This window comes from Erythrobacter sp. 'gip.4 top 5', from assembly GCF_056495765.1.
Map to the genome: position 1 here is coordinate 807,276 of NZ_CP200270.1, position 23,027 is coordinate 830,302.

Genomic DNA, 23,027 nt, shown 5'->3' on the forward strand with positions numbered 1-23,027 from the left:
CATGCGCCCGATGCAGGAGCGCGCCTATGCTAAGCGCGGTGAGCAATATCTGCTGATCAAATCGCCGCCTGCCTCGGGCAAGTCTCGGGCGCTGATGTTCATCGCGCTCGACAAGCTGCACAATCAGGGGCTGGATCAGGCGATCATCGTCGTTCCCGAGAAATCGATCGGCGGCTCCTTCATGGATGAACCGCTATCGAAGTTCGGGTTCTGGGCCGATTGGGAGGTGCGCCCAAAGTGGAATCTCTGCAATGCAGCAGGCCCAGATGAAGAGCGCGTCGATCCCTCCAAGATCAAAGCCGTAGGTCAGTTTCTCGCCAGTGACGATAAGGTGCTCGTCTGCACCCATGCGACCTTCCGTTTCGCTGTAGAGCAGCTTGGGGTCGAAGCCTTCGATAATCGCCTGATTGCAGTGGACGAATTCCACCATGTGTCGGCGAGCGAGGACAGCCGCCTCGGCAGTCAGCTTGCCCAGTTCCTGCGCCGCGACAAGGCGCACATCGTCGCTATGACAGGGAGCTATTTCCGTGGCGATGCCGTTCCCGTCCTGATGCCCGAAGACGAGGCGAAGTTCGAAACCGTCACCTACACCTACTACGAACAGTTGAACGGCTATGAGCACCTCAAGGCGCTCAACATCGGATATTTCTTCTACACGGGCCGCTACCTCAATGCGATTGAGGCTGTGCTCGACCCTGCCAAGAAAACCATCGTCCACATCCCTTCGGTCAATTCGCGCGAAAGCACGAAGGACAAGATCAAAGAGGTCGAGGAGATCATGGAGAATCTCGGGGAATGGCAGGGTGCCGATGCCGACACTGGATTCCACCATGTGAAGCTGGCGGACGGTCGGATCGTCAGAATCGCCGATCTCGTCGATGACAGCGATCCTGCACGGCGGGGCAAGGTTCTCGCTGCGCTGAAAGACCCTGCGCATCGCACCAACCGTGAACGCCCGCCATCACCTCAACTGGACGTATGGAAGCTCTTGGCCACGATCCTCAGGCAGGCTGGCAATGTCCGCAAGCCTTCGAGAACGAACCATCAGGTCGCCCAATCTGAGGGGCATATTATAAGCCTCCGATGCTCACGCAGTCGGGATGGACGTAGGCAATGCTGTGCTCCGAGCAGCCCGCGAAGACCTCCAACGTCGCGTCGTCGATTAGGCATTCGATCCCGAGTTCTTTGCAGATTTTCCCCTTCCAGAACATGAATTCCATGCGCCCGTCCCATCCGTGAACCCACGCCTCATAAAGCGCGTCGGGCACGCCATGCACACCGCGAAACTGGAAGGGCAGCAGACGACATCCCGCGTTGGACAGATCGCGCCAGATGCGGTCGAGCAACCGCCCAGTCCTGAACGTCACGATGTGGTGCGTTTGGCAGTGGGGGTTTTCGTAGATGTATTCCCAGAACTTCTGAGATTTGGGATGCCCGTGCAGGGTCATGTCAAAATCCCACCCCAATGAGCGGTATTGAGTGATGTCGTCGAGTTCCATGAGAAGCAAATCTCACAAAATCGAGATTTGTCCAGAAAATGAACTCAATCAATGATTTGTGGGCACCCGACCGATCACAGCCGCCTCGCTGGACGGCAACCACTTCTGTCAAAGTAGACCACATTTCCGATGTCAGTGCGGAGGCGCGGTCGCATTTATACGAGCTTAGCACCACAAAATCGTTGTGAGGGCTAAGTCTAATTGTCTGATCGCATCAAGACGTAAATTTTCAAAACCTTTCAGGCTACTTGCCGAGATTATGAATATTCATGCGCAGGAGTGGTGTGAATATTTAGAAAAGCTTGATGTCCACCGACCGTATTACGCAAGTCGAGACGCATCCTGCACCTCGCTTATTTCAGTGTCATCAAAATATTTCTGAAACATTCAAAAAATCTCTAACCGAGTGACGACAAAGCATTTCATGTCGCTTGCTCACCAAGAGATAAAATACATCTGGCGGAATTTAATTTTCATCTGTGAATTTATAATCGATTATAAGTTGTAAGAGTGGTCTAAATTGAAACGCGTCACTCATAGGTTGCCGAACTGTGTAAGTTTGACTTGAGCCGAAACTACCAACCAAATACAAAGAGCGCGATCAGGTGATCGGATTGTATTTCGATTTAGGCAGCAGAGGGTAGCCGAAATGAGTAAGGACGCACAACAATGAGCACTATCGAATGGACAGATGCAACTTGGAATCCACAGGTTGGTTGCTCCCGCATCAGTGCGGGATGCGATAATTGCTACGCGATCAGAATGGCGAGCCGCTTTAATCATCCCCATTATTCGGGGGTGGTTGAGAAGATGGACTGGACAGGCAAGATCAACCGAGCCCCTGAGCATATCATCAACAAGCCACTCAAAACCAGAAAGCCAACCGTGTTCTTCGTTAACTCGATGAGCGACATGTTCCACGAGGACATGGAAGACGATTGGATCGTTGAAAACTTCGATGTGATGAATCGATCCCCACATCACGTTTTCCAGATTTTGACCAAGAGACCATCTCGTATGGTCAAGCTCACACGGAAGCTCAGTCTGAATTGGGCTGATAACATGTGGGCGGGGACATCAATCGAAAGTGACAAATACGCGATCCCCCGATCTCGCGAGTTGATGAAAGTTCCTGCCAAGGTTCGTTTCGTCTCCGCCGAGCCGCTGTTAAGCGCCTTGCCGAGCTTACCAATTGACGAACTCGATTGGGTTATCGCGGGTGGCGAAAGCGGGGTGGCAAGGAGTGTCCGCGCGCCGAACATCGACTGGTTTCGAGACCTTCGAGATCGCTGCCGCGCGGCAGGAGTTCCTTTTTTCTTCAAGCAGTGGGGGTCTTTCGATGCGCGAGGTGTGAAGGCTTCGAAGAAGTTAAACGGTCACCTTCTCGACGGTGAGGAAATCTTCGAGATGCCCGCCTCCGCCTATGATCAGATGCCGCGCCCTGATCCGCGATGGAAAAGAGTGGGTGAGCTTGCGCATGTGACGCCTTCGGATCGTTACATGGTGTCAAGCGCACCGTTCAGGGTCGGCTCGCAAGCATTCGAGGACGAGATCGACGCGGTTTTGGCGGCTGTTGGAGGGAGTGGTGACCCGTTGGCAGACAATCCAAATTTCAAGACAAATCTTACATTTTACGGGAAGGATGTCTGATGGCAGATTTCAAAAAAACCTCTTATGGCTACTCAGCCGAGGTCAATGATTTTGACGAAGCAATGGCTGCTTTAAAGATCAGAGCCGCAGCAAAGAAGATAGCTCAGAAAAAGATCGACGATCCTTTCCTTGATAATGATCACGCACTTGCGGAGCATGATTTGCGTTTGCAAGGTCCACAGCGTTTCATCATCACAGGACAAGTTGGAGTAGACGAATTTCAGATTGCCGCGCACAAAATCGGAATTGATACGGTCTGGCATGATGAATGTGGCGAAATAGCTCTCGTCACCGACGATGAAGGCAAAATTTAGACCTTCAAAACAATGATGAAGGATTATTGGTGGGAGCTTTTTGACCGCTCGAACGGGGTTTTTGAAGAAGGTCCAGTGCGTTGATGCAGAGGATGAATGAAGTGATGTGTTCGACCTCTTCCCTCGCCTCCTCACCCTGCACAGTCGTTCCGCCACTCTGATAGTCGGGCTGCGGACGCGGATTCCAAAACCCATCCTGCAATTGGGCTCAAGAAATGGCTCTGATGCGCGATTTTGGGATGCCGAGTTCGGTTGTTCGCAAACCAGTTGAAATGGTGCGGGGCACGGATGGCGAAGACGGGCTATGATCACCGCCATGGCGCGCAGGAAAATCCCGCCACCTGACCCCGAGCTACTGGTCGCGCGGATCGAGAGCTTCACGCAGTCCTATTACATCGCGCAAAATCGGACGCACGACATGCCAGTGCAGGACGAGGCGCTGATCGACATCACCGCGATCATCGAGGACATCAGCAAGCGCCACAAGAAGCACCTCGGGCAGAAGGTCGAGATCACGCTGGGGTGCGCGCATGCGTTCGAGGACAGCGAGCCCTCTGTCGTGAAGGATCGTCCGTTCCTGCTGATGATGAACCTGCGCAAGGATTATCGGGGCTGCATGGTCTACATGCCGACCGCGCCCTTCTGGGCGATCCCGAGGATGATCGAGACTGGTCGGATCACGCACATCGAAGCCCGCTTCGCCCCGATCCGCTATGGTGATGGCGAACTCCTAAGCCTGCACTTCACCCCTGTTCAGGCTGGCGAGTTGGGAAAATAGCACGCCACATCAGATGAATAATGCGGACGCGACCACCCCTTTGGTAAACTCAGGACATAATCCATCCTGAGAGATTACATGGAATATCCCCCCGACCAGTCCACCTTCCACGCCTGCCAAACGATCTACATCAGCATCGTCGGAGACCTGCCCCCATGCCGCCGTGTGGTTGCTTCGTTTAGTCGCCGCGATGCCCTCGATGACCTCATCGGCTATCTGAACATGATGATGGCTGAGACGGTCTTGCCCGATGGTGCCAACGAGCATCAGGTCAGGGATGCTTATGATGAGCATCTCGCCCAGCCCGTCGAGATCATCGACTGCGAGTTATGAGGGCTATGGTCGCTGCGGAATCAGCGCCATCAACTGGTTGCCCTGCCCGTAGAGGGTGCGGTTCTTGTTGAAGGTCTGGTTCGAGGACGCTTCATAATATCCGACGATCAGCATCCTCTCATCGAAAGCGGTCTGCCTGCCTTTGCCGTCGTCCTCGATGTAGCCCATGACGAGCTTGCGGGCGTTGTAGATCGGCGTCTTCGGCATGCTTGTCTCCCGCTGGTGCAGTCCGTGATTTATCGCAGGATCAGGAAAAAGACGAACTAAAAGAACTGCTTGACGCGTTGCAGAAATATGAGAATCTTCTGGAATGGGCAAACGAACAGCTTTTTATCTGCGCGTATCGCAGGATACCCAAACGACCGAAAACCAACGCCGCGAACTCATTGCCGTCGCCGAGCGCAATGGCTGGGAGATCGTCGCCGAGTTTTGTGATGAAGGGATCAGCGGTGCCAAAGGTCGGGATCAGCGTCCCGCTTACGATGCGCTGATGAAAGCCATTGCCCGCCGCGAGATCGATCTGGTCGCAAGCTGGTCGGTGGATCGTCTCGGACGCTCGCTGCAAGACCTTGTGACCTTCCTCAATGAGATCAATGCCAAGGGGGTCGATCTGTATCTTCACCAGCAGGCGCTCGACACCAGCACGCCCAGTGGTCGCGCCATGTTCGGCATGCTGAGCGTGTTCGCCGATTTTGAGCGTGAGATGATCCGCAGCCGCATCATGGCTGGCTTGGCGCGCTCGAACAAAAAGGCGGGACGCCCAGCGCTGCCCCCGATCATCGTTGAGAAAATCCAGCGGACGCTCTCCCAAGGGATCAGCATCAACGCTACCGCAAAGCGTCACAAGGTCGGTGTTGGAACCGTCCACCGCATCAAAACGAAGATGGCTCAAGCCGCATGATCGACGACGATAACCAGCCAGCTACCGACCGTGCAGCGGTTCGGTTCCCTTCACCGTCTCCCCATCCAAATGATCCAGAAACGGTAGAAAACCGTCATCCAGATCGGGAATCCAATCGAGCCTCAGGGCAATCTCCCGCTACCCGCTCCAAGCCTCAACAAACCCCTGAAATAGCTGCGAAAACTGCCTCACAGCAGGGGGAATCTGGCGCGTGGGTCACAGGAGTGGGTCACAATGGTGCGCCCGATTCGTCGTCAACGCTCTCAAATCGTTCAAGAAATCGTCCTGAACAGTGGGTCACACGGTTGGGTCACAAACGGTCCACACGCGGACTGTCTCAGCGAGGATCGATTTATCAGTTTCGGGTGAGGGTTCCTTGAAGTAAACGAAATGAAACAGGGGCATGAGCTATATGGAGCTTAAAGCGAAGCACGTGAGATTGGCATTTGCTCACGTCAGAAAACATGGGTTTAAGGATTCTAAGAAATCGAAGAAATGGGATGTGATCGATCCAGTAACTGGGGATCGATTTCCACCTAAGGTTATCCGCGAGCGTGCCGAAATCGAGGCTGGCTTTGAGAATCCGAGGTCCAGAGGCGGGGGATGGCCAACGAACGACATACTTAACGAATTGGGCTTCTTTATTGTGCCGAAATACGACGAAGCAGCCCTTGAGATTGAGCGGGAAATTTCAGAACTTAGCTTGGCTGACTTAGCGAAAAAAGCGTTGGAGACGCAGAGGCAGAAACCTGCTACATCCCGCCAATCCAACAAGTATGTTCAACGCTCACCTTATGTGAGCGCGTATGTGAAGGCACTTGCCAAAGGAAAATGTGACCTTTGTGGCGAAGGCGCTCCGTTTTCGGTTGGTGGGCGGCCATATCTTGAGTGCCACCACATCAATCAGTTAGCTCACGGCGGCGGTGATACGATCGAAAATTGTGTCGCGCTTTGCCCTAACTGTCATCGGAGAATGCATCATGTGCGGTCGAAATTGGACATCGATGCGCTCAAGGTGCGTGTGACGAGCCGAGGCTAACAATACTGACACGTTCGCAAGTTCTTTAGGTGAACGAGTTCTACACCAGCATATCTGACCTCTGAAATCGCATCGTAAAGCACTTGCGGTCGATGGCCAGACCCATAATCGTCGGCGGTCTCGCTGTGTGATCCACCAGTGATCCAACCGCCCAGTCGTAGCGCGACATCCCTGTCGATCTGAGCATTGCGGCATGCGTCTCGAAAGCCATGACGGAAAGAGTGGAAACAAGTTCGACCTGAGGTTGCTTCGATGCTGACTAAGAAACGCGTGAACCACCGAGAAAACGCAACGGATCGGAAGCCGCGCTTACCTAGTGCAAGGTCGTCGAACAGTTTTGTCGAGCCTTCGCTTCGTTTCCGTTCAACGAATGCCGCGATCCCAACCGCCAATAGCTCTGGATGGGCGGGGACGATCCGCTCGCTGGATTTAGTCTTGAGCGACTTGTCCCGCGAGCCGACAAGACTCTGCTCGGTGATAACGAAGCAGAGGACTTCCTCTATCTCCCTGACATCCGTGACATCCAGTTGGCATGCCTCATTGAGCCGCATACCTGAGAACAGGCAGATCAGCGGAACCCAGAACCGAGCGCCGACCGCAATGTGTGAGCCGACAACCGAATAGCCGTTCTCCTCGTCCTTGCAGCCCGTGTAGATCGGTGCGTTGAAGATGCGCTGCAACTGCCATGGCTCGAAAGGCTTGCGGCGATCTTGCGGGTGAATCGTGTCCGCAACTTGGAGTCCTCGCGCAGGATTCCGCCCAATGAGTTCCTCAGTGACCGCCCAGTTCATCATAGTGGCGAAGCGCGCCATGTAGGCGTTCAGGTTCGTCGCGTTGATCGTTCGGATTGAAAGGTCTGATCGAGCAGCCTTCGCGGCGTCGCGCACGCGCACGTCGCCGAACTTCTTGTTCATGTTGACGGGCAGCCAGCGCAGGGTTTCGAGCAAGTCACGACACTGGTCGCGCGTGATATTGGCGATGGGAGTGTCAGCCCCGAGGACATCCTCAACCACCCGCCGCGTCGTATGGTGCGCGAGCATTGTCCGCGCTGATCGCCGCTTCGTCGGGTCGGCAAGGTATCGGTCATATGTTTGGGAAAGCGTCAGACCCATCGTCTTTGCGGACGCTGATTCAGATCGTCGCTCAATCGTCTTCTCAACCGTGGCAGGCGGTGATGATAAGGGAAGCAACCGACCCTCAGCCCGCAACCCGATTTCAAGACGCTTTGCCTCAAAGATAGCTTCGATCTCAGCGGCGACCTTCCTGCTCAACCTGATCGCCAGCGATCTGCTGTCCGTCCCCAGTGAGCGCTTCACGTGAGTGCTGTCCAGAACCGCCCTCAAATCAGCAGGAACCCTCACCCGAAACTGATAAATCGATCCTCGCTGAGACAGTCCGCGTGTGGACCGTTTGTGACCCAACCGTGTGACCCACTGTTCAGGACGATTTCTTGAACGATTTGAGAGCGTTGACGACGAATCGGGCGCACCATTGTGACCCACTCCTGTGACCCACGCGCCAGATTCCCCCTGCTGTGAGGCAGTTTTCGCAGCTATTTCAGGGGTTTGTTGAGGCTTGGAGCGGGTAGCGGGAATCGAACCCGCATAGCCAGCTTGGAAGGCTGGTGCTTTACCACTAAGCTATACCCGCCCGCTCGACACGGCCCATGCCACCGAAAATGCAGGCACGTCAATATCGTCCCGTATCAGATGGCCGCATTCACCGCCATGTTGTCGATCAGCCGGGTGCCGCCGATCCGAGCCGCCACAAGCAGACGCGCAGGCTGCGCGTTCAGGTCCGTCAGTGGCGCAAGCGAGCGGCTGTCTGCCAGAACGGCATAATCGACCCCTGTGAAGCCTTCTGCGATGAGCTCAGCTTCGACGTTGGCCAGCACGCCTGATACATCCGCGCCGCCCTCGATCGCAGCGATTGCTGACCGAATGGCGCGGGGCAGGGCAGCGGCGGCGGTGCGAGCATCGGGTGCGAGGTAGCGATTGCGGCTCGACATCGCTAATCCATCGGCCTCGCGCACGGTCGGCACACCGATGATCGCGTCGGCGTGCGGGAAACTGAGATCAAGATCGCGCGCCATGGCGCGGATCACCGCAAGCTGCTGGAAGTCCTTTTCGCCGAAGAACGCCATGTCAGGTGCGACCTGGTTGAACAGTTTGCACACCACCGTCGCCACGCCGTCGAAATGGCCGGGGCGGGCCGCGCCGCACAGCCCGTCGCTCACGCCTGTCACGCTGACATTGGTGGCAAATCTGGATGGGTACATCGCCGCAACGTCGGGCGCCCAGAGCAACGCGCAGCCCTCGGCCGCGAGCATGGCCGCATCGTCAGCCAGTTGGCGGGGATAGGCGTCCAGATCCTCGTTTGCGCCAAACTGCTTGGGATTGACGAAGATCGAGGCAACCACATGATCCGCTTCGGCCTGCGCGCGGCGCACCAGTGTGAGGTGGCCTTCATGCAGCGCGCCCATGGTAGGCACGAGCGCGACAGATCCGCCATCGGCGCGCAATTGTGCCAAAGCGGTTCTCAACATTTGCAGCGACTTGACCGTTTGCACCAGTGCGCCTCCAAGGTTACATGACTGCCAGGTGCCCTAGCGGCGCCGCCCGTTCCCTTTCAAGCCCATCTGCCCTTGCGCCCCTTCAAGAGACTGACCATGCCGCCCGCCCCGAGCGATCAACCTTCCGAACCCGTGCTGGCGGAACGCAGTCTGCGCAAAGGGCAGGCCCACCGGATCGTGTTCGCCAACGAGAAGGGCGGCACTGGCAAATCGACCACCGCGGTTCATGTGGCCGTGGCGCTTAGCTATCTGGGTGCGCGGGTGTCCTCGATCGACCTCGATCCGCGCCAGCGCACGATGCACCGCTATATCGAAAACCGGCTGACCACGCTGGAAAAGCGCGGGCTGACGCTTCCGACGCCCGATTGCGAGGTGTTCCGCGGCAACACCACGGGCGATCTGCTCGGCATGATCCGCCGGCTTGAGGCAAGCTGTGATTTTCTCATTATCGACAATCCGGGGCGCGATGATCCCTATGCCCGCATCGCGGTGGAACACGCCGATACGCTGGTGACGCCGATGAACGACAGCTTCGTCGATTTCGATCTGATCGGGCAAGTCGATGCCGAGACCTTCAAGGTCAAGAAGCTGTCCTTTTTTGCTGAGCTGATCTGGGAAGCCCGATTGAAGCGCAGCCGCATGACGATTGAACAGCAGCGGCCCGAAATGGACTGGATCGTGGTCAGGAACCGCACCGGCCACGTCGAAGCGCGCAACCAGGCGCGCCTTCACAGGGCGCTGGGTGAAATGTCAAAACGGGTCGGTTTCCGGGTGACGCAAGGTCTTTCCGAGCGCGTGATCTATCGTGAATTGTTTCCATCCGGCCTAACGCTGCTCGACAAAGGGCAGCTTGGGGAACTGGGCACAAGCCATCTCGTTGCGCGGCAGGAATTGCGCGCGCTGGTCAAGGCCCTCAGCCTGCCCGCCTTTGATCGCGAGCATGACGCGCTGGAAATCGCCTGATGGTGAAGGCGATCATCGCGATCCTTGCGCTCAGCCTGGTGTGTCGCTGGGTCACCGGCAAGTGGCCGTGGGACTATCTGCGCGGAGCATCAGCTGGCACCGATGCACACAAGCAAGCGCGGCTTGTGCTCGGCGTTGATCGCGGCGCCAGTCGCTCCCAGATCATCAGCGCACACCGCAATCTGATCGCAGCCGTGCACCCCGACAGAGGCGGCACGACGGCTGCGATGCAGGAGGCCAATGCCGCGCGCGATCTGTTGCTGGGCGAACTGCCGAACGCACCTGCCGTTCTGCGCGATGACGAGCATCCGTAGCAATTTCCAAAACGTCTGAAGGCTTCGTCTGCCTGTCCGGGCAGATCGGTGAACGGCGCACATTGTCAGGGCTGGAACGCGGGGACAGCGTGAGGCATTAAGCCCTTTCAACAATAGGGGAAGCATGACCATGATTCGTCGCCGTATTTTTGCCGCCGCAGCCGGTTTCAGCGCATTGGCGCTAACCCCGCAGCCGCTCGCCGCGCAAGACCCGGCTGCTGCCGACGCTGCGCAGATGGACGATCTGATGCAGGCGATGGCTGGCATGTTCCAGGCCGAACCGCTCACTCCGGAACAGGAAGCGCGCCTTCCCGCCGCCCTGGCGCTGGTTTCCGTGATGATGCCCGAAGGCTTCTACGCCGAGATGATGGACGGCATGTTCGGCCCGATGACGAGCATGTTCAGCGGGGAAAGCGGGGCGTCACTGCTGCTGCAATCACGGCTCGAAGTTGCTCCTGAAACGCTTGAGGTGTTGACGGCCGAAGAACGGATTGAACTTGCCGCGCTGCTCGACCCGGGTTTCGCTCAGCGCGGGCAGGTGATGGGCGATCTGATGCGCGGCGTTATGGCCGAAGCCGCGGTGGTGATCGAACCACTCTACCGCGAGGGGTTGTCCAAGGCCTATGCCGCGCGTTTCGACGCGGCGCAGCTTGCTGATATTGGCGCCTTTTTCGCGACGCCAACGGGCCGGGTTTATGCCAATGAAAGCATGAAGCTGATGGCCGACCCTCAGGTTATGGGAGCCACCATGCAGGCGCTTCCGGCCATGATGGGCGGCATGGGCGACATTATGGCCGATCTCGAAACGAAGATGGCCGCATTGCCTGCCGAAAAGGCATGGGATGATCTCACCGCAGCCGAACGCGCCCGGATGGCGGCCGTGCTGGACGTGGACCAGACCGAACTGGGTGCCAGCGTGCGCGATCCGGCTCCGCGCCAGACGCAAGGTTTCTGACGCTCCGCTTGCTCTATTGAGGGCGAAGCGCCACATCGCAGGCGTGATCGCCCCCCCATTGCCCGCTCTCCCGCCTGAAATTGCCGCGTGGTTCGCTGCGCGCGACTGGCGGGTGCGGCGGCATCAGTGGGAGATGCTGGCTGCTGCTGGCAGCGGCGCCCACGCTCTGCTGGTGGCCGACACAGGGGCGGGCAAGACGCTGGCGGGCTTTCTGCCCACCCTGTGCGACTTCGCCCCATCTGTGGGCGCTCCGCCGCCCGATGGCCTGCACACGCTCTATGTCTCGCCGTTGAAGGCACTGGCGCAGGATGTGAAGCGCAACCTGCTCGCGCCCATTGAGGAGATCGACCTGCCGATCCGGGTTGAAACCCGCAGCGGCGATACCCCGTCTGATCGCAAGAAGCGCCAGCGCGAACGCCCGCCGCACGTGTTGCTGACCACGCCCGAAAGCCTTTCGCTGCTGCTGTCCTATCCTGAAAGCGCGGACCTGTTTGCAGGGCTGCGCCGGATCGTGATCGATGAAGTCCACGCCTTTGCTACCGACAAGCGCGGTGATCTGCTTGCGCTGAGCCTTGCGCGCCTCAACGCGCTGGCGCCCCAGGCGCAGCGGGTGGCGCTGTCGGCTACGCTTGCCAATCCGCGCGACTTTCAGGAATGGCTTGCCCCGCAGCATTCTGGCGAGACCGGCGAAATCGCGGCCGCCGCGCTTGTGCTGGGCGAGGCAGGGGCTGATCCCGAGGTTGAAATCCTGCTTCCCAACGAGGAACGCATTCCGTGGGGTGGGCACGCCGGGCGCTGGGCGGTGCCGCAGCTGTACGAGGCGATCAAGGCCAATCGCACCACGCTGGTCTTCACCAACACGCGCTTCCTTGCCGAATTCATCTTCCAGTGCCTGTGGGAGGAAAACGCGGACCACCTGCCCATCGGCATTCACCACGGCAGCCTTTCGGTGGAAGCCCGGCGCAAGGTGGAAGAGGCCATGGCGCGCGGCGAATTGCGGGCGCTTGTGTGCACCGCAAGCCTCGATCTGGGGATCGACTGGGGGGACATTGATCTGGTGGTCCAGATGGGCGCGCCAAAGGGTTCATCGCGCCTGCTGCAACGGATCGGGCGGGCGGGGCATCGGCTCGATACGCCCAGCCGGGCGGTGCTGGTGCCGGGCAATCGTTTCGAGTTTCTGGAGGCGACAGCAGCCAAGCAGGCGGTCGACGAAGGCCAGCGCGATGGCGAGGCGTTCCGACCCGGCAGCCTTGATGTGTTGGCGCAGCACGTCATGGCCTGCGCCTGCGCTGGGCCGTTTCACGAAGACGCGCTGCTTGCCGAGATCAGGAGCGCGCTGGCCTATAGCTGGGTCGATCAGGAGACGTTCGCCCGGGTGCTGAGCTTTGTCTCCAACGGCGGCTATGCATTGAAGGCCTATGACCGGTTCCAGCGTATCGTGCGGGCGCGTGACGGGACCTGGCGGTTGTCGCATCCCGGCCAGGCACAGCGCCACCGCATGAACGCCGGGATCATCGTCGATTCCGAAATGCTGGTGGTGCGCTTCAAGAATGGCCGCAGCCTAGGGAAGGTGGAAGAGCGGTTCGCCGCGCAGCTTTCCCCCGGCGACACCTTCTTTTTCGCTGGCATGAGCCTTGAGGTCGAAAGCGTGAAGGACATGGACGTGGTGGTGCGCGCCGCCAAAAAAAGTGCCACGATCCCGAGCTACGGAGGCCTGCGCCTGCCGATCACCGCGCATCTTTCCCACCGGGTGCAGGCGCTGCTGGCCGACCGGGCGGGGTGGGGCCAATTCCCCGATGATGTGCGTGAGTGGCTGGAGATGCAGGATTACCGCAGCCGCCTGCCCGCGCCGGGCGAATTGCTGGTCGAAAGCTTTCCCCACGGTGGCAAGCATTACACCACCTACTATACGTTTGAAGGCTGGAACGCGAACCAGAGCCTCGGGATGCTTATCACCCGGCGGATGGAGGATCGCGGGCTGCTGCCGGCCGGGTTTGTGGCGAATGACTATTGCCTGGCGGTGTGGGGGCTCAAGCCTGTCACCGATCCCTTGCCGTTGTTGTCGCCTGATATTCTCACCGACGAATTCGTCGATTGGGTCACCGAAAGCCACCTTTTGCGCCGGGCGTTTCGCGAGGTGGCGGTGATCAGCGGGCTGGTGGAACGCCAGCATCCCGGCCAGAAGAAGACCGGCAAGCAGGTCACCTTCTCCACCGATCTGATCTATGACGTGCTACGCAAATACGAGCCCGATCACGTGCTGATCGAGGCAGCCTGGGCTGACGCGCGGGCGCGGATGACCGATGTGGGGCGGCTGGCCGATCTGCTGGAGCGGTCCGAGCGCGAGTTGGTGCACGTGACGCTGGAGCGGGTGTCGCCACTGGCGGTTCCGGTGATGACCATGATCGGGCGCGAGGCGGTGCCGCAAGGCGCGGTCGATGATGAATTGCTGCTGGAGGCTGAAGGCTTGATTGCTGCCGCCATGCGGCCTGACCCGCCGCTCGAAGGCGACTGATTCCCGGCTTGTTCACCAAATGTTTCACGTGAAACATTGCCGCGGTGCGGAGAGATTTAACGAAAAAGGGGCGCTGCGATCGCTCGCAGCGCCCCTTCAAACCGTGGTCTGGCTGAGGCTGGACGGGGTCTGGCGCGATCTAGAGCCGGCCAGTCCCGCGCGGCCTTATTTGCCGAAGTCGCGGTACTTGTCGTTGCCGACGAAGCCGAACTTGGTGACGCCCGATGCCTTGATGTCGTTCAACACGTGAACCGAGAGGTCGTAGCTGGCCAGCGGCTCGGGCTCGAACTGCAATTCGGGCTCTTCTGCCATCTGCGTGGTCTGTTGCAGCGTGTAGACCAGCTCGTTCTCGGTCAGCGGCTCGCCATTCCACAGGATCTGATCGTCAGCCGTCAGCACCACCTTATTCTTGACCGGATCGATCGGCGGTGGGTTTTGCGGCGGATTCGGTGTCGGCAGATCGATGTCGACCGAGTGGGTCGCCACCGGGATGGTGATGATGAACATGATCAGCAGAACGAGCAAGACGTCGATCAGCGGCGTCATGTTCATGTCCATCATCGGCTCGCCGTCGAGCTTGCCTCCAGCCATACCCATGTCAGTTACTCCTCAAATGCGCTGGCACGTCAGCCCGGATCGACAGGGTTCGAGATGAACCCGACGATCGGATAGCCGGCCCGCTGGATGTTGTAGATCGTGCCCGCCACGCAGCTCCAGGGTGCGTTGACGTCGCCGCGGATGTGGACCTGGGGAATTTCTTCCGGGTTCGACATCAGCGCTTCGGCACCGCCGGCCCGCTTGACGATGGCATCGAGCTTCTTGAACGCCTGTTCCTGCAATTCGGTCGAATTAACTGGCGTGATGTTGTTGATGTAAATCCGGCACTGACCATTGCGCGAGGCACCGGCATAGCCCGGATCCCCGGCGCTGCGCCCGGCATCGTCGGTTGCGCTGACGGTCACCAGCAGATTTTCGGCCTTGTCCTTCGATTCAACCGATTCAAACACCGGAATCTCCAGCCGCTCGATCGTCTGGATCGCGACCGGAACCGCGATGAGGAAGATGATCAGGAGCACCAGCATCACGTCCACCAACGGCGTGGTGTTGATGTCGGACATGGGGGTATCGACCCCGCCTCCCGTAGAAATTGCCATTGTGAATTCCTAGCCTGTCAAAACATTGACGTAAGATGCCTGTCCGGTTCCGCGGCCTTGGCGGGCCGAAGGCCGGACAGTGGCGGGAGCGACCGCATGGTACGCTCCCGCCGACTGTCGGCAAGGGACGATCAGGACTTGTTGAGCGTCGGGTTGGCAATCGGCTTTGCCGGGGGCGTGGCCACGGGCTTGGCAGCGGGCTTTGCGGCCGGCGCTGCACCCGTCGTCGTCGGCTTCACGGCGCCGTTCGAGTTGATGTAGGCCAGCAGATCGGTGGTGAAGGTGTTGAGCATCGACGCGATCTTGCGGTTGCGCGATTGCAGCCAGTTGAACGCGAACACCGCCGGCACAGCGACGAGCAGTCCGATCGCGGTCATGATCAGCGCTTCACCCACCGGGCCAGCGACCTTGTCGATCGAGGCGTTCCCGGCGATGCCGATGTTGATCAGCGCGCGGTAGATCCCGATCACGGTGCCCAGCAGACCAACGAACGGCGCCGTTGCGCCCACGGTGGCGAGGAACGGCAGACCGCCTGCGAGAACCGCATTGATCGAATCTTCCGAACGCTGAAGCGAGCCGTGCATGTAATCGTGCGATTCCAATGCGTCGGTCATCTTGCCATGCTCGTCCTGCGCGCGGACCGCATCGTCCGCCAGCTGGCGCCACGGGCCGTCCTTATCCAGCTTGGTCGCGCCTTCCTTGAGGCTCGACGCGCGCCAGAATTGGCTTTGCACGGCACCGTACTGCTTCATCACCTTGTTCTGTTCGAACAGCTTGGTGAACATGATGTAGAACGAGCCGACCGACATGATGATCATGACGGCAAGGATCGACCAGGCGACCGGGCCGCCTTCCTTCATGGCTTCAACGAAGCCGAATTTGCTTGCGGGCGCTTCTTCAGCAGCGGCGGCGGCGAGAAGGTAAAGGTTCATTGCGAGTAGTCCTTTTGAAAAGTTGTCCGTGGGCAAACGGCACAGCCGCGTCCCGGAATTGATCCGTCAGTTCAGCTTGTAGGTAATACGCGTGGACCAGGCGGCGCTGATCGGGTCACCGGCATCGTTAAGCGCCGGCTTGAACCGGCCATAACGTTCGAGATCCTTGCAGGCTGCGGCATCAAGAATGTCCGAGCCACTGGATGCGGTCACCGAACAGCCGGTGGCCCTGCCTTCGCCGGTCACTGTGACGCGAACGCCCACGGTGCCTTCGATCTCTTCCTGCGCGGCGCGGCGCGGGTAGTTGTCCTGGATCCGGGCTGCCCAGCTGCGCTGGTTTTCCGGCTGAACGCCGCGAGCCCTGGAGGGTGCCTGAACGACGACGGGTTCAGCGACTCTGACCGGCTCGTTTGTCACGGCAGGTTTGCGGAACACTTCCGGCGGCGATGGGCGATCAACAACCTGAACCGGGCTTTCCCGAACCAGATTTTCCACCAGGGGCGGCGGCGCATTGGGCGGCGGCGGTGAAACGGGCTCTGGCGTCACTTCCTCGGGTGGCGGCGGTTCTTCCTCGGGCGGCGGTGGCGGTGGCTCCTCTTCCTTCACTTCCACTGTGGTAACGCGTTCGACCGCCTCTTTGATGGCGTCGACGGCAAGAAAGACAACCATTCCAAGTCCGACGCTGCCGACGATCGCAAGTGCGATAATCAATGCGACAAGCTTGGGGCCGGTCAATCCTTGTTGTTGGTTAGCGTAGGACATCCAGCGCTTTCTCTCCAAATACTCGCCAATCACGAAGATTGGCACACTCCCCACCCCCCGGCCATGACAGCAGGCGAGCGGATCTCGGTAATTTCGGTCCTCCCACGCCGGGAATGAAAGTGCAGGCGCAACGCTGTTTGCTGGCCCGTAATTTCCCCGGCTGGCACGCAAAGGACATAAAAAATCCTTCACGCAACCTGAACTGCTCCCGCGGTAATGTCCCCAGTCCCGCGCGATCAGACACCATGGCTTTAACGGGCAACCCCTAGGCGATCAAACCCTTTTGCGGTTCATGGCCAATTCACTGCGAGCCATGTGCAATAGGCCTTGCTAAAGCGCGGATATGAGCTGCGTTGACAGTGGCCGTCCCGTAGCCCCAGGTTAAAGGTAAATTAATGTCGTTTTTCAATCCCCTGATGGTTTCAATCGTGGTGGCCGGCGGGCTATGTTTGGGGCCGGTTGCGGCCCGTGCACAAGCCGCTGCAACAGTTGCGTCGACCGCATCGGATGGACCGACTTATGCCGATCTGGCGACGCTTTCGGATGCTGCGGGCCTCGTGGTACGCGCCCGGATTCGCAATCAGATCGTGGTCAAGGCCGAACGCGCACCCGGTCTGGCGCCGGGATTCGCGCGGCTTTACATCGAAGGTCAAACGGTTGCGTTGATCGCGGGCCGAAGCGGTGTAGGCGAGAGCCTGGCGTACCTGGTGGACGTGCCACTAAACGCCAAGGGCAAGGTGCCCAAACTCAAGAAACGCGAATTCCTGCTGTTTGCGCGCAGCGTGCCGGGCCGTGCGGGCGAGGTGCAACTGGTCGGGCCCGGCGCGCATCTGCCGTATACGCCCGAGCTCGAAGCGCGCCTGCGCCCGGTCCTGACCGAACTGTATGGGGGCAATGACATCCCGCCTCGCATCACCGGGATCAGCGACGCGTTGGCAGTGCAAGGCACCTTGACGGGCGAGTCGGAGACGCAGATTTTTCTGGCAACCGAAAATCGCTCGCCGGTGTCGATCACGGTGCTGCGGCGTCCGGGGCAGCGCCCGCAATGGGGCGTGTCATGGGGTGAGATCATCGATTCCGCGGCGCGTCCGCCCGTGCCAGAAACCTTGCGCTGGTATCGGCTCGCGTGCGCTCTGCCGGCTGAATTGCCGAGCAACACCAATCTTGCGCGTGACGCCGAAGCGCGGCGACTGGCCACGGCAGATTATGCCTTTGTGCGCGACGCGATCGGGCCGTGCACGCGGCGGATCACGCAAGGGTAGCGTGCCGCACGCTTGACCACGCAGGTGACGCAGGTAAGCGCCGGCTGCACTCATCAAAGGAACAGCCATGGCCGAAACCGTCCCGCAACGCTTGCGTATTGCCATCGCCGGCCTCGGCACGGTGGGCGCAGGCGTGATCCGGCTGCTCGATACCAACGCCAAGCTGATCGCTGCGCGGGCCGGGCGCGGGATCGAGGTCGTCGCGGTCAGCGCGCGCGATCGCGGCAAGGACCGCGGCATCGATATCTCCCGCTTTGCCTGGGAAGACGATATGACCGCGCTGGCCCGGCGCGATGATGTGGATGTGGTGGTGGAACTGGTCGGTGGAACGGACGGTCCGGCGCTGGCTCTGTCGCGCGCCGCGCTGCGCGCAGGCAAGGGCCTCGTTACCGCCAACAAGGCGATGATCGCGCATCATGGGCTGGAACTGGCAGAAATCGCGGAGAGCCACGACGCTGCTTTGAAGTTTGAAGCTGCCGTGGGCGGGGGCATCCCTGTCATCAAGGGCCTGCGCGAAGGCACCAGCGCCAATGCACTGACCAAGGTTTACGGCATTCTCAACGGCACCTGCAATTATATCCTGTCGGAAATGGAAGCGACCGGTGCCGACTTCGACGCTGTGTTGGCCGACGCGCAAAAGCTGGGTTTTGCCGAAGCCGATCCGGCCTTTGACATCGAAGGCGTGGACGCGGCGCACAAACTGGCGATCCTCGCGGCGATCGGGTTTGGCACGCGGGTCGATTTTGCAGGCGTGCGGGTATGCGGGATCACGCAAGTGCGCGCAGCCGATATCGCCCAGGCGTCTGCCTTGGGCTTTGTCATCCGCTTGATCGGGGAGGCCGATGTCGAGGACACCGCGCAAGGCCCGCGCCTGCTCCAGCGTGTGCGCCCTTGTCTGGTGGCGCGGGGCCACCCGCTGAGCGCGGTGGACGGTCCCACCAACGCCGTGGTGGCGGAAGGCAATTTTTCGGGCCGCCTGCTGTTCCAGGGCGCAGGTGCAGGTGACGGGCCGACAGCGAGCGCTGTGGCCGCCGACCTGATCGACATCGCGCGCGACGAAGTGGGCGCGCCCTTCTCGATTCCGTCCGCCCAGCTTGCTGCCATGCCGCCCGCCGAACCGGGCGACCGCACCGAGCGCACCTATATCCGCTTTATGGTCAAGGACCGCCCCGGCGTGCTGGCCGAGCTTACCGCGGCCTTGCGCGACGGTAATGTCTCGATCGAAAGCCTGATCCAGCAGGGCCGCTCGAAAAGCGGAGGCGAAGTGATGGTGGCGATGGTGACGCACGAAGGACCGGAGAAGTGCGTCGCCAAGGCGCTCGCGCTGCTGGAAGGGTCTGACAGCCTTTCGGGCGAGCCGCTGGTGCTGCCGATTCTGCCACTTTAGGCGTTATTCGCCCGGCGCGGCCTGCGGCAGGCCGAGTTCCGCCTCGACGCGGCTGCGCGCGGCGTCCGACAGGGGGGCGTTATCGCCTTCCAGAGGCTCCAGCCCGTCCGCCACCCGCGCCGCATCCGATCCTTCAGGCGGCGGCGGAATCGCTTCGACATCGACGATCAGTGCCAGTTCGTCCGGGCAGGGGCCGATCAGGCACAAGCCGCCGATCGTGGCAGGCCCGCGAAAGATGCCGGGACCGGCCACATCAGGCGGAGGCAGGGTTCCGACGTTTTGCGTACGTGCGGCATAGTCTTTCAGCCACGCTTCGCGGCTGCCGCTGTAAAGCTGCGAGGTATCCCCCTCCAGCTCGCGGCACACCACAATCTCGCCTGCCACGATCCCCACATCGCGCTGGTCTTCGCATTCTTTCAGCGCGGCGGCATTGGCGGATTCGGATTCGAATGGCGGGGCGAGAATATCGATGCGCTGCGGCGGTTCGCTGGGCCATGTATCGGTGCCAAGGTCGATCGGGACGCGTTCAGGCTCTGCGTTCGCCGGCGCGGTTGGCGAGGGCCGGGCGGGCAGCCGCGGCGCTTCAGGAGGCTGTTGCGCTTGGGTGCTGGCGGCCAGCATCCAAGCGGCGGCCAGGGCCGTTGCGAACACCACGCTTTCCCTCAGCTGCCCTTCTTCTTGGATCGGGGTGGAACGCTGGTCTTGATGCCAGCGGCTTCGCGCCGGACGCGTTCTTCTTCTTCGGTCAGCTCACGGTCTTCACCCAGCGGCGCCAGCCCGCGCGCGATCCGGTCCGCGTCCGATCCGGCAGGCGCCGTGGGCAAGGCGTCAAAATCGACAGTGATCGCGACAGGGGGCGGTTTGCCGAAGCCGATGCCCTTGCCATTGTCGGGAATGCCAAAAGCGTCAGGTGCGCGCGGTGCGCCCTTGAGCAAAGTTTCCTGCGCGTAACGCTTTTGCGTCTCTTCGCGATTGCCGGTCAGCGCGCTGTTGTCGCTCCCGACTTCGCGGCACACCACGATTTCCCCGCTGATGGTGCCGGCGTCGGCATCGTCGCGGCATTGCTGTAACTGTGCCTGATTGACCTCTCCGCGCGGGACCGTGACCATCAGGTTGACCCGCGGCTGCGTTGGTTGAGACGCTGACGTATTCGCCGCAGGCTCACTTGTCGGAGGCCCACCTGTCGCAGAGGCGTCATCCTGCGCGGCCAAGGGCGCAGCAAGCAACGCAGCCAATGTCACGAAGCCCCTGCGAAAACCTCGGCCGACAGGTGTGGCATTGCTCGACAAACCTGTCTCCATCCGCGTAAAGCTCCGAAGCATCAAAAGAGCAGCGACAACCAGAGCAGCAAAGGGCTGAATTGCGCATGAACTCCTTCCCCGATACCGACCTCTCGGCAACCGAGCAAGCCACGGCAGACAACGCCATGCAGCGCGTGCTGGTGCTCGAAATGGTGCGCGTCACTGAAGCGGCGGCGATTGCCGCAGCGAAATGGATTGGTCGCGGGGACGAGAAAGCGGCCGATGCCGCTGCCGTTGAAGCCATGCGGCGCGCCTTTGACACGCTGTACATGGACGGCACCGTCGTAATCGGTGAGGGCGAGCGCGACGAGGCCCCGATGCTGTTCATCGGTGAAAAGGTCGGCATGGGCAAGGGGCCAAAGATCGACATCGCGCTCGATCCGCTGGAAGGAACCACCATCACGGCCAAAGCCGGGCCGGATTCGCTGGCGGTGCTGGCGGCGGCAGAAGAAGGCTGCCTGCTGAACGCGCCCGATGTCTACATGGACAAGCTGGCCGTTGGCCCAGGCTATCCGGAAGGCATCATCGACCTTGCCAAATCGCCGACCGAGAATGTGCGCGCCGTGGCCTCTGCCAAGGGCGTGAAGCCCTCTGAAATCAACGTCTGCGTGCTTGATCGCCCGCGCCATGCCGAATTGATCGCGGAACTGCGCGCACTGGGCTGCGGCGTGGTGCTGATCGGTGATGGTGACGTGGCCGGCGTGATCGCGGTGACGGACGAGGACACCACCATCGATATGTACATGGGCCAAGGCGGCGCGCCCGAAGGCGTGCTGGCAGCAGCAGCTTTGCGCTGTGTCGGCGGGCAGTTCAACGGGCGGCTGGTGTTCCGCAACGAGGACGAAAAAGCCCGTGCGCGCAAGTGGGGGATCGAGGATCTGAACCGGATCTACAAGCTGGAAGATCTCGCCAAAGGCGATTGCATCTTTGCCGCGACCGGCGTGACCGATGGTTCGTTGCTCGACGGCGTAAAGCGCCGCCGCACGCCCAACGGCGAGGTCTATATGACCACGCAAAGCGTCGTCATGCGTGCGTCATCGGGGACTGTCCGGTGGATCCGGGGCGAACACCGGATCGGGTGAAGCGCAGGCGCTTGATCGTGACAGTCCGGCTGGCTTGCCCCTGCCGGCGTCAATCCGCCATGGCGTTCGCCTGATGCTTTAGCGGGCTGGCCGGGGCATCCGGCGGCGGCATATCCAGCAAGTCCGCAAAGCACAGCGGCTGCGCCGTCAGTGTCGGATGCGGCGAATAGCCATCATGCCAGTACTTGGCCTCGATGATGTCGCGCGCGATGCTCATGCCGAAGAACCGCCGCGGCTTGTTTGACCGGTTGTCAGGGCCGGCGTGAAGAAGATCGCTGCGATAGACGATGACCGTGCCTTTTTTCGGTGCGGTCTGGACGAGGTGGAACAGATCGTTGATGGCTGTGCGCTGGCGATAAAGCTTCCACAGCGTGCGCGGACCCAGCAGGCCAAGGCTGAATTGCGCGTTCTTACCCAGCACGAAGCGCAACAGATTGGGTTGATGCTGATCCCACTTGGTCGAAAAGACCCGGTCGCGAAATTCGCCGGGCGCGAGCGGTGCGCCCGCGCCCGTGCGCATCTGCCAAAGCTTTTTCAGATTATGCCAAAAGATGTGATGATTGGCCGAGATCCGGAACAGCTCCATCATATCATAGGCACTGCCGCCATGCTTGTTTCCGGCTCCGCCGTACATATGTGTACCCGGAACGAACACCGTACCGCCTTGCGTTTCCGAGACATCTTCGACCGCGGCAAACAGGCTGATGACGCCGCTGGGGTCGCGGTGGATATATTGGTGGGATGAGCCGAGGTAGCTCGTGAAGGTCGCAATTTCGAGGACGGGGCGGGACCGGCCACAATATTCGGACAGAACGCCTTCAAGACGTTGAGCCAACCGGGCGGCAAAGCGTGTCACGGGTGGGCTTGAGGGAAGCGAGCAGAAATCGCGGCGCAGATAGTGATTATCCGTCTCGCTGGCGAAGGCGCTGCGGGCGCGATCCGGATCGTCGATGGTCGCGCGCATCAGATCAAGGCCAGCATCGGACTCTTCGTCTGAAAGGCACCCGGTCAGGACGACAAGCCCGTGGGTGTCCATCATGGCCAGCGCCTGGCGGACACAGGCATCGGTCAGCCGGCCTGCACCGTCCAGCTTAGCTGGCACTTCAAACGCGGATGTGTCGCTGGAAACCTTGCGCTCGGTCATGCCAATCTGCCTTGCCCTGATGAAACTGTCTCTCCGCGTGCGGCTCGTCTGGCACCCATTCCTGCCTGTCGCAGCCGGGAGCTTGACACCAGGCTAACGCCGAAATTTCACCATCGGGTTAACCAGATGATGCCAAGCGCGGCGTTGTTGTTTGATGGGGCTTGATTGAG

The 23,027-nt window shown here is 60.3% G+C and carries 24 protein-coding genes, 1 tRNA gene and 1 pseudogene; 14 read left to right on the forward strand and 12 right to left on the reverse strand.

Going from position 1 to position 23,027, the window contains the following annotated elements:
• Position 1: 1 nt before the first annotated feature.
• From ACRANW_RS03915 to ACRANW_RS03935, 5 genes are all read left to right on the forward strand, one after another.
• Positions 2 to 1,213: a DEAD/DEAH box helicase gene (locus tag ACRANW_RS03915; RefSeq protein WP_479433239.1), complete on the forward strand. Its 1,212-nt coding sequence runs from the start codon at positions 2 to 4 to the stop codon at positions 1,211 to 1,213.
• A gap of 955 nt (positions 1,214 to 2,168) precedes the next feature.
• On the forward strand, positions 2,169 to 3,149 hold the full coding sequence (locus tag ACRANW_RS03920) for a phage Gp37/Gp68 family protein (RefSeq protein ID WP_479433240.1): 981 nt from the start codon (positions 2,169 to 2,171) through the stop codon (positions 3,147 to 3,149).
• Positions 3,149 to 3,463 (forward strand): hypothetical protein, encoded by a 315-nt coding sequence (locus tag ACRANW_RS03925; RefSeq protein ID WP_479433241.1) that lies wholly within the window; start codon positions 3,149 to 3,151, stop codon positions 3,461 to 3,463. Before ACRANW_RS03920 ends, ACRANW_RS03925 begins: the two co-directional genes overlap by 1 nt.
• Before the next feature lie 304 nt (positions 3,464 to 3,767).
• Positions 3,768 to 4,241 carry a hypothetical protein gene (locus tag ACRANW_RS03930; protein ID WP_479433236.1) on the forward strand — a complete coding sequence of 158 codons (474 nt, stop codon included), beginning with the start codon at positions 3,768 to 3,770 and terminating at the stop codon, positions 4,239 to 4,241.
• A 78-nt stretch (positions 4,242 to 4,319) separates the two neighbouring features.
• A complete protein-coding gene (locus ACRANW_RS03935; RefSeq protein ID WP_479433235.1) occupies positions 4,320 to 4,574 on the forward strand; it encodes a hypothetical protein in 255 nt (84 codons plus the stop codon).
• Between the two features lie 3 nt (positions 4,575 to 4,577).
• Here ACRANW_RS03935 and ACRANW_RS03940 read toward each other — a convergent pair whose 3' ends face one another.
• On the reverse strand, positions 4,578 to 4,781 hold the full coding sequence (locus ACRANW_RS03940; protein WP_479433234.1) for a hypothetical protein: 204 nt from the start codon (positions 4,779 to 4,781) through the stop codon (positions 4,578 to 4,580).
• Positions 4,782 to 4,884: 103 nt separating this feature from the next.
• Here ACRANW_RS03940 and ACRANW_RS03945 point away from each other — a divergent pair, with 103 nt between their 5' ends.
• Both ACRANW_RS03945 and ACRANW_RS03950 read left to right on the forward strand, forming a co-directional pair.
• The gene (locus ACRANW_RS03945; protein WP_479433233.1) at positions 4,885 to 5,475 is read left to right on the forward strand and encodes a recombinase family protein; all 591 of its coding nucleotides are present in this window, start codon (positions 4,885 to 4,887) and stop codon (positions 5,473 to 5,475) included.
• Between the two features lie 403 nt (positions 5,476 to 5,878).
• Complete coding sequence (locus ACRANW_RS03950) at positions 5,879 to 6,514, forward strand: HNH endonuclease (protein ID WP_479433242.1); 636 nt, start codon at positions 5,879 to 5,881, stop codon at positions 6,512 to 6,514.
• Here ACRANW_RS03950 and ACRANW_RS03955 read toward each other — a convergent pair.
• From ACRANW_RS03955 to panC, 4 genes and pseudogenes are all read right to left on the reverse strand, one after another.
• A complete protein-coding gene (locus tag ACRANW_RS03955; protein WP_479434002.1) occupies positions 6,511 to 7,626 on the reverse strand; it encodes a site-specific integrase in 1,116 nt (371 codons plus the stop codon). The genes ACRANW_RS03950 and ACRANW_RS03955 overlap by 4 nt on opposite strands.
• A 120-nt stretch (positions 7,627 to 7,746) precedes the next feature.
• Positions 7,747 to 8,016 (reverse strand): annotated as a pseudogene (locus tag ACRANW_RS03960) (DUF6538 domain-containing protein); the annotation flags it as partial.
• A gap of 74 nt (positions 8,017 to 8,090) precedes the next feature.
• Positions 8,091 to 8,164: transfer RNA gene (locus tag ACRANW_RS03965), tRNA-Gly, on the reverse strand.
• 55 nt (positions 8,165 to 8,219) lie between these two features.
• On the reverse strand, positions 8,220 to 9,083 hold the full coding sequence (panC, locus tag ACRANW_RS03970; RefSeq protein ID WP_479433243.1) for a pantoate--beta-alanine ligase: 864 nt from the start codon (positions 9,081 to 9,083) through the stop codon (positions 8,220 to 8,222).
• Between the two features lie 99 nt (positions 9,084 to 9,182).
• Between panC and ACRANW_RS03975 the strand changes: the two genes are divergently transcribed.
• From ACRANW_RS03975 to ACRANW_RS03990, 4 genes are all read left to right on the forward strand, one after another.
• The gene (locus ACRANW_RS03975) at positions 9,183 to 10,049 is read left to right on the forward strand and encodes a division plane positioning ATPase MipZ (RefSeq protein WP_479433244.1); all 867 of its coding nucleotides are present in this window, start codon (positions 9,183 to 9,185) and stop codon (positions 10,047 to 10,049) included.
• Positions 10,049 to 10,363 (forward strand): J domain-containing protein, encoded by a 315-nt coding sequence (locus tag ACRANW_RS03980; protein WP_479433245.1) that lies wholly within the window; start codon positions 10,049 to 10,051, stop codon positions 10,361 to 10,363. Before ACRANW_RS03975 ends, ACRANW_RS03980 begins: the two co-directional genes overlap by 1 nt.
• Before the next feature lie 124 nt (positions 10,364 to 10,487).
• Positions 10,488 to 11,318, forward strand: a complete 831-nt coding sequence (locus ACRANW_RS03985) for a DUF2059 domain-containing protein (RefSeq protein WP_479433246.1) — start codon at positions 10,488 to 10,490, stop codon at positions 11,316 to 11,318.
• A gap of 43 nt (positions 11,319 to 11,361) precedes the next feature.
• Positions 11,362 to 13,833: a ligase-associated DNA damage response DEXH box helicase gene (locus tag ACRANW_RS03990; RefSeq protein WP_479433247.1), complete on the forward strand. Its 2,472-nt coding sequence runs from the start codon at positions 11,362 to 11,364 to the stop codon at positions 13,831 to 13,833.
• Positions 13,834 to 13,998: 165 nt separating this feature from the next.
• Here the strand turns inward: ACRANW_RS03990 and ACRANW_RS03995 are convergent, their stop codons facing one another.
• The 4 genes from ACRANW_RS03995 to ACRANW_RS04010 form a co-directional block, all read right to left on the reverse strand.
• Entirely contained in the window at positions 13,999 to 14,430 is a 432-nt protein-coding gene (locus tag ACRANW_RS03995) for an ExbD/TolR family protein (RefSeq protein WP_479433248.1), read from the reverse strand.
• A 29-nt stretch (positions 14,431 to 14,459) separates the two neighbouring features.
• A complete protein-coding gene (locus tag ACRANW_RS04000) occupies positions 14,460 to 14,987 on the reverse strand; it encodes an ExbD/TolR family protein (RefSeq protein WP_479433249.1) in 528 nt (175 codons plus the stop codon).
• Positions 14,988 to 15,118: 131 nt separating this feature from the next.
• On the reverse strand, positions 15,119 to 15,919 hold the full coding sequence (locus ACRANW_RS04005) for a MotA/TolQ/ExbB proton channel family protein (protein ID WP_479433250.1): 801 nt from the start codon (positions 15,917 to 15,919) through the stop codon (positions 15,119 to 15,121).
• 66 nt (positions 15,920 to 15,985) lie between these two features.
• Positions 15,986 to 16,726, reverse strand: coding sequence for an energy transducer TonB (locus ACRANW_RS04010; protein ID WP_479433251.1), 741 nt, complete (start codon positions 16,724 to 16,726; stop codon positions 15,986 to 15,988).
• A 350-nt stretch (positions 16,727 to 17,076) separates the two neighbouring features.
• Between ACRANW_RS04010 and ACRANW_RS04015 the strand changes: the two genes are divergently transcribed.
• The gene (locus ACRANW_RS04015) at positions 17,077 to 17,943 is read left to right on the forward strand and encodes a hypothetical protein (protein ID WP_479433252.1); all 867 of its coding nucleotides are present in this window, start codon (positions 17,077 to 17,079) and stop codon (positions 17,941 to 17,943) included.
• Positions 17,944 to 18,010: 67 nt separating this feature from the next.
• The gene (locus tag ACRANW_RS04020; protein ID WP_479433253.1) at positions 18,011 to 19,330 is read left to right on the forward strand and encodes a homoserine dehydrogenase; all 1,320 of its coding nucleotides are present in this window, start codon (positions 18,011 to 18,013) and stop codon (positions 19,328 to 19,330) included.
• Positions 19,331 to 19,333: 3 nt separating this feature from the next.
• Here the strand turns inward: ACRANW_RS04020 and ACRANW_RS04025 are convergent, their stop codons facing one another.
• Positions 19,334 to 19,981 (reverse strand): hypothetical protein, encoded by a 648-nt coding sequence (locus tag ACRANW_RS04025; RefSeq protein ID WP_479433254.1) that lies wholly within the window; start codon positions 19,979 to 19,981, stop codon positions 19,334 to 19,336.
• An 11-nt stretch (positions 19,982 to 19,992) separates the two neighbouring features.
• On the reverse strand, positions 19,993 to 20,571 hold the full coding sequence (locus tag ACRANW_RS04030) for a hypothetical protein (protein WP_479433255.1): 579 nt from the start codon (positions 20,569 to 20,571) through the stop codon (positions 19,993 to 19,995).
• Positions 20,572 to 20,756: 185 nt separating this feature from the next.
• Between ACRANW_RS04030 and glpX the strand changes: the two genes are divergently transcribed.
• A complete protein-coding gene (gene glpX / locus ACRANW_RS04035) occupies positions 20,757 to 21,713 on the forward strand; it encodes a class II fructose-bisphosphatase (RefSeq protein ID WP_479433863.1) in 957 nt (318 codons plus the stop codon).
• Positions 21,714 to 21,762: 49 nt separating this feature from the next.
• Here glpX and ACRANW_RS04040 read toward each other — a convergent pair whose 3' ends face one another.
• Positions 21,763 to 22,857, reverse strand: coding sequence for a phytanoyl-CoA dioxygenase family protein (locus ACRANW_RS04040; protein WP_479433256.1), 1,095 nt, complete (start codon positions 22,855 to 22,857; stop codon positions 21,763 to 21,765).
• Positions 22,858 to 23,027: the final 170 nt, after the last annotated feature.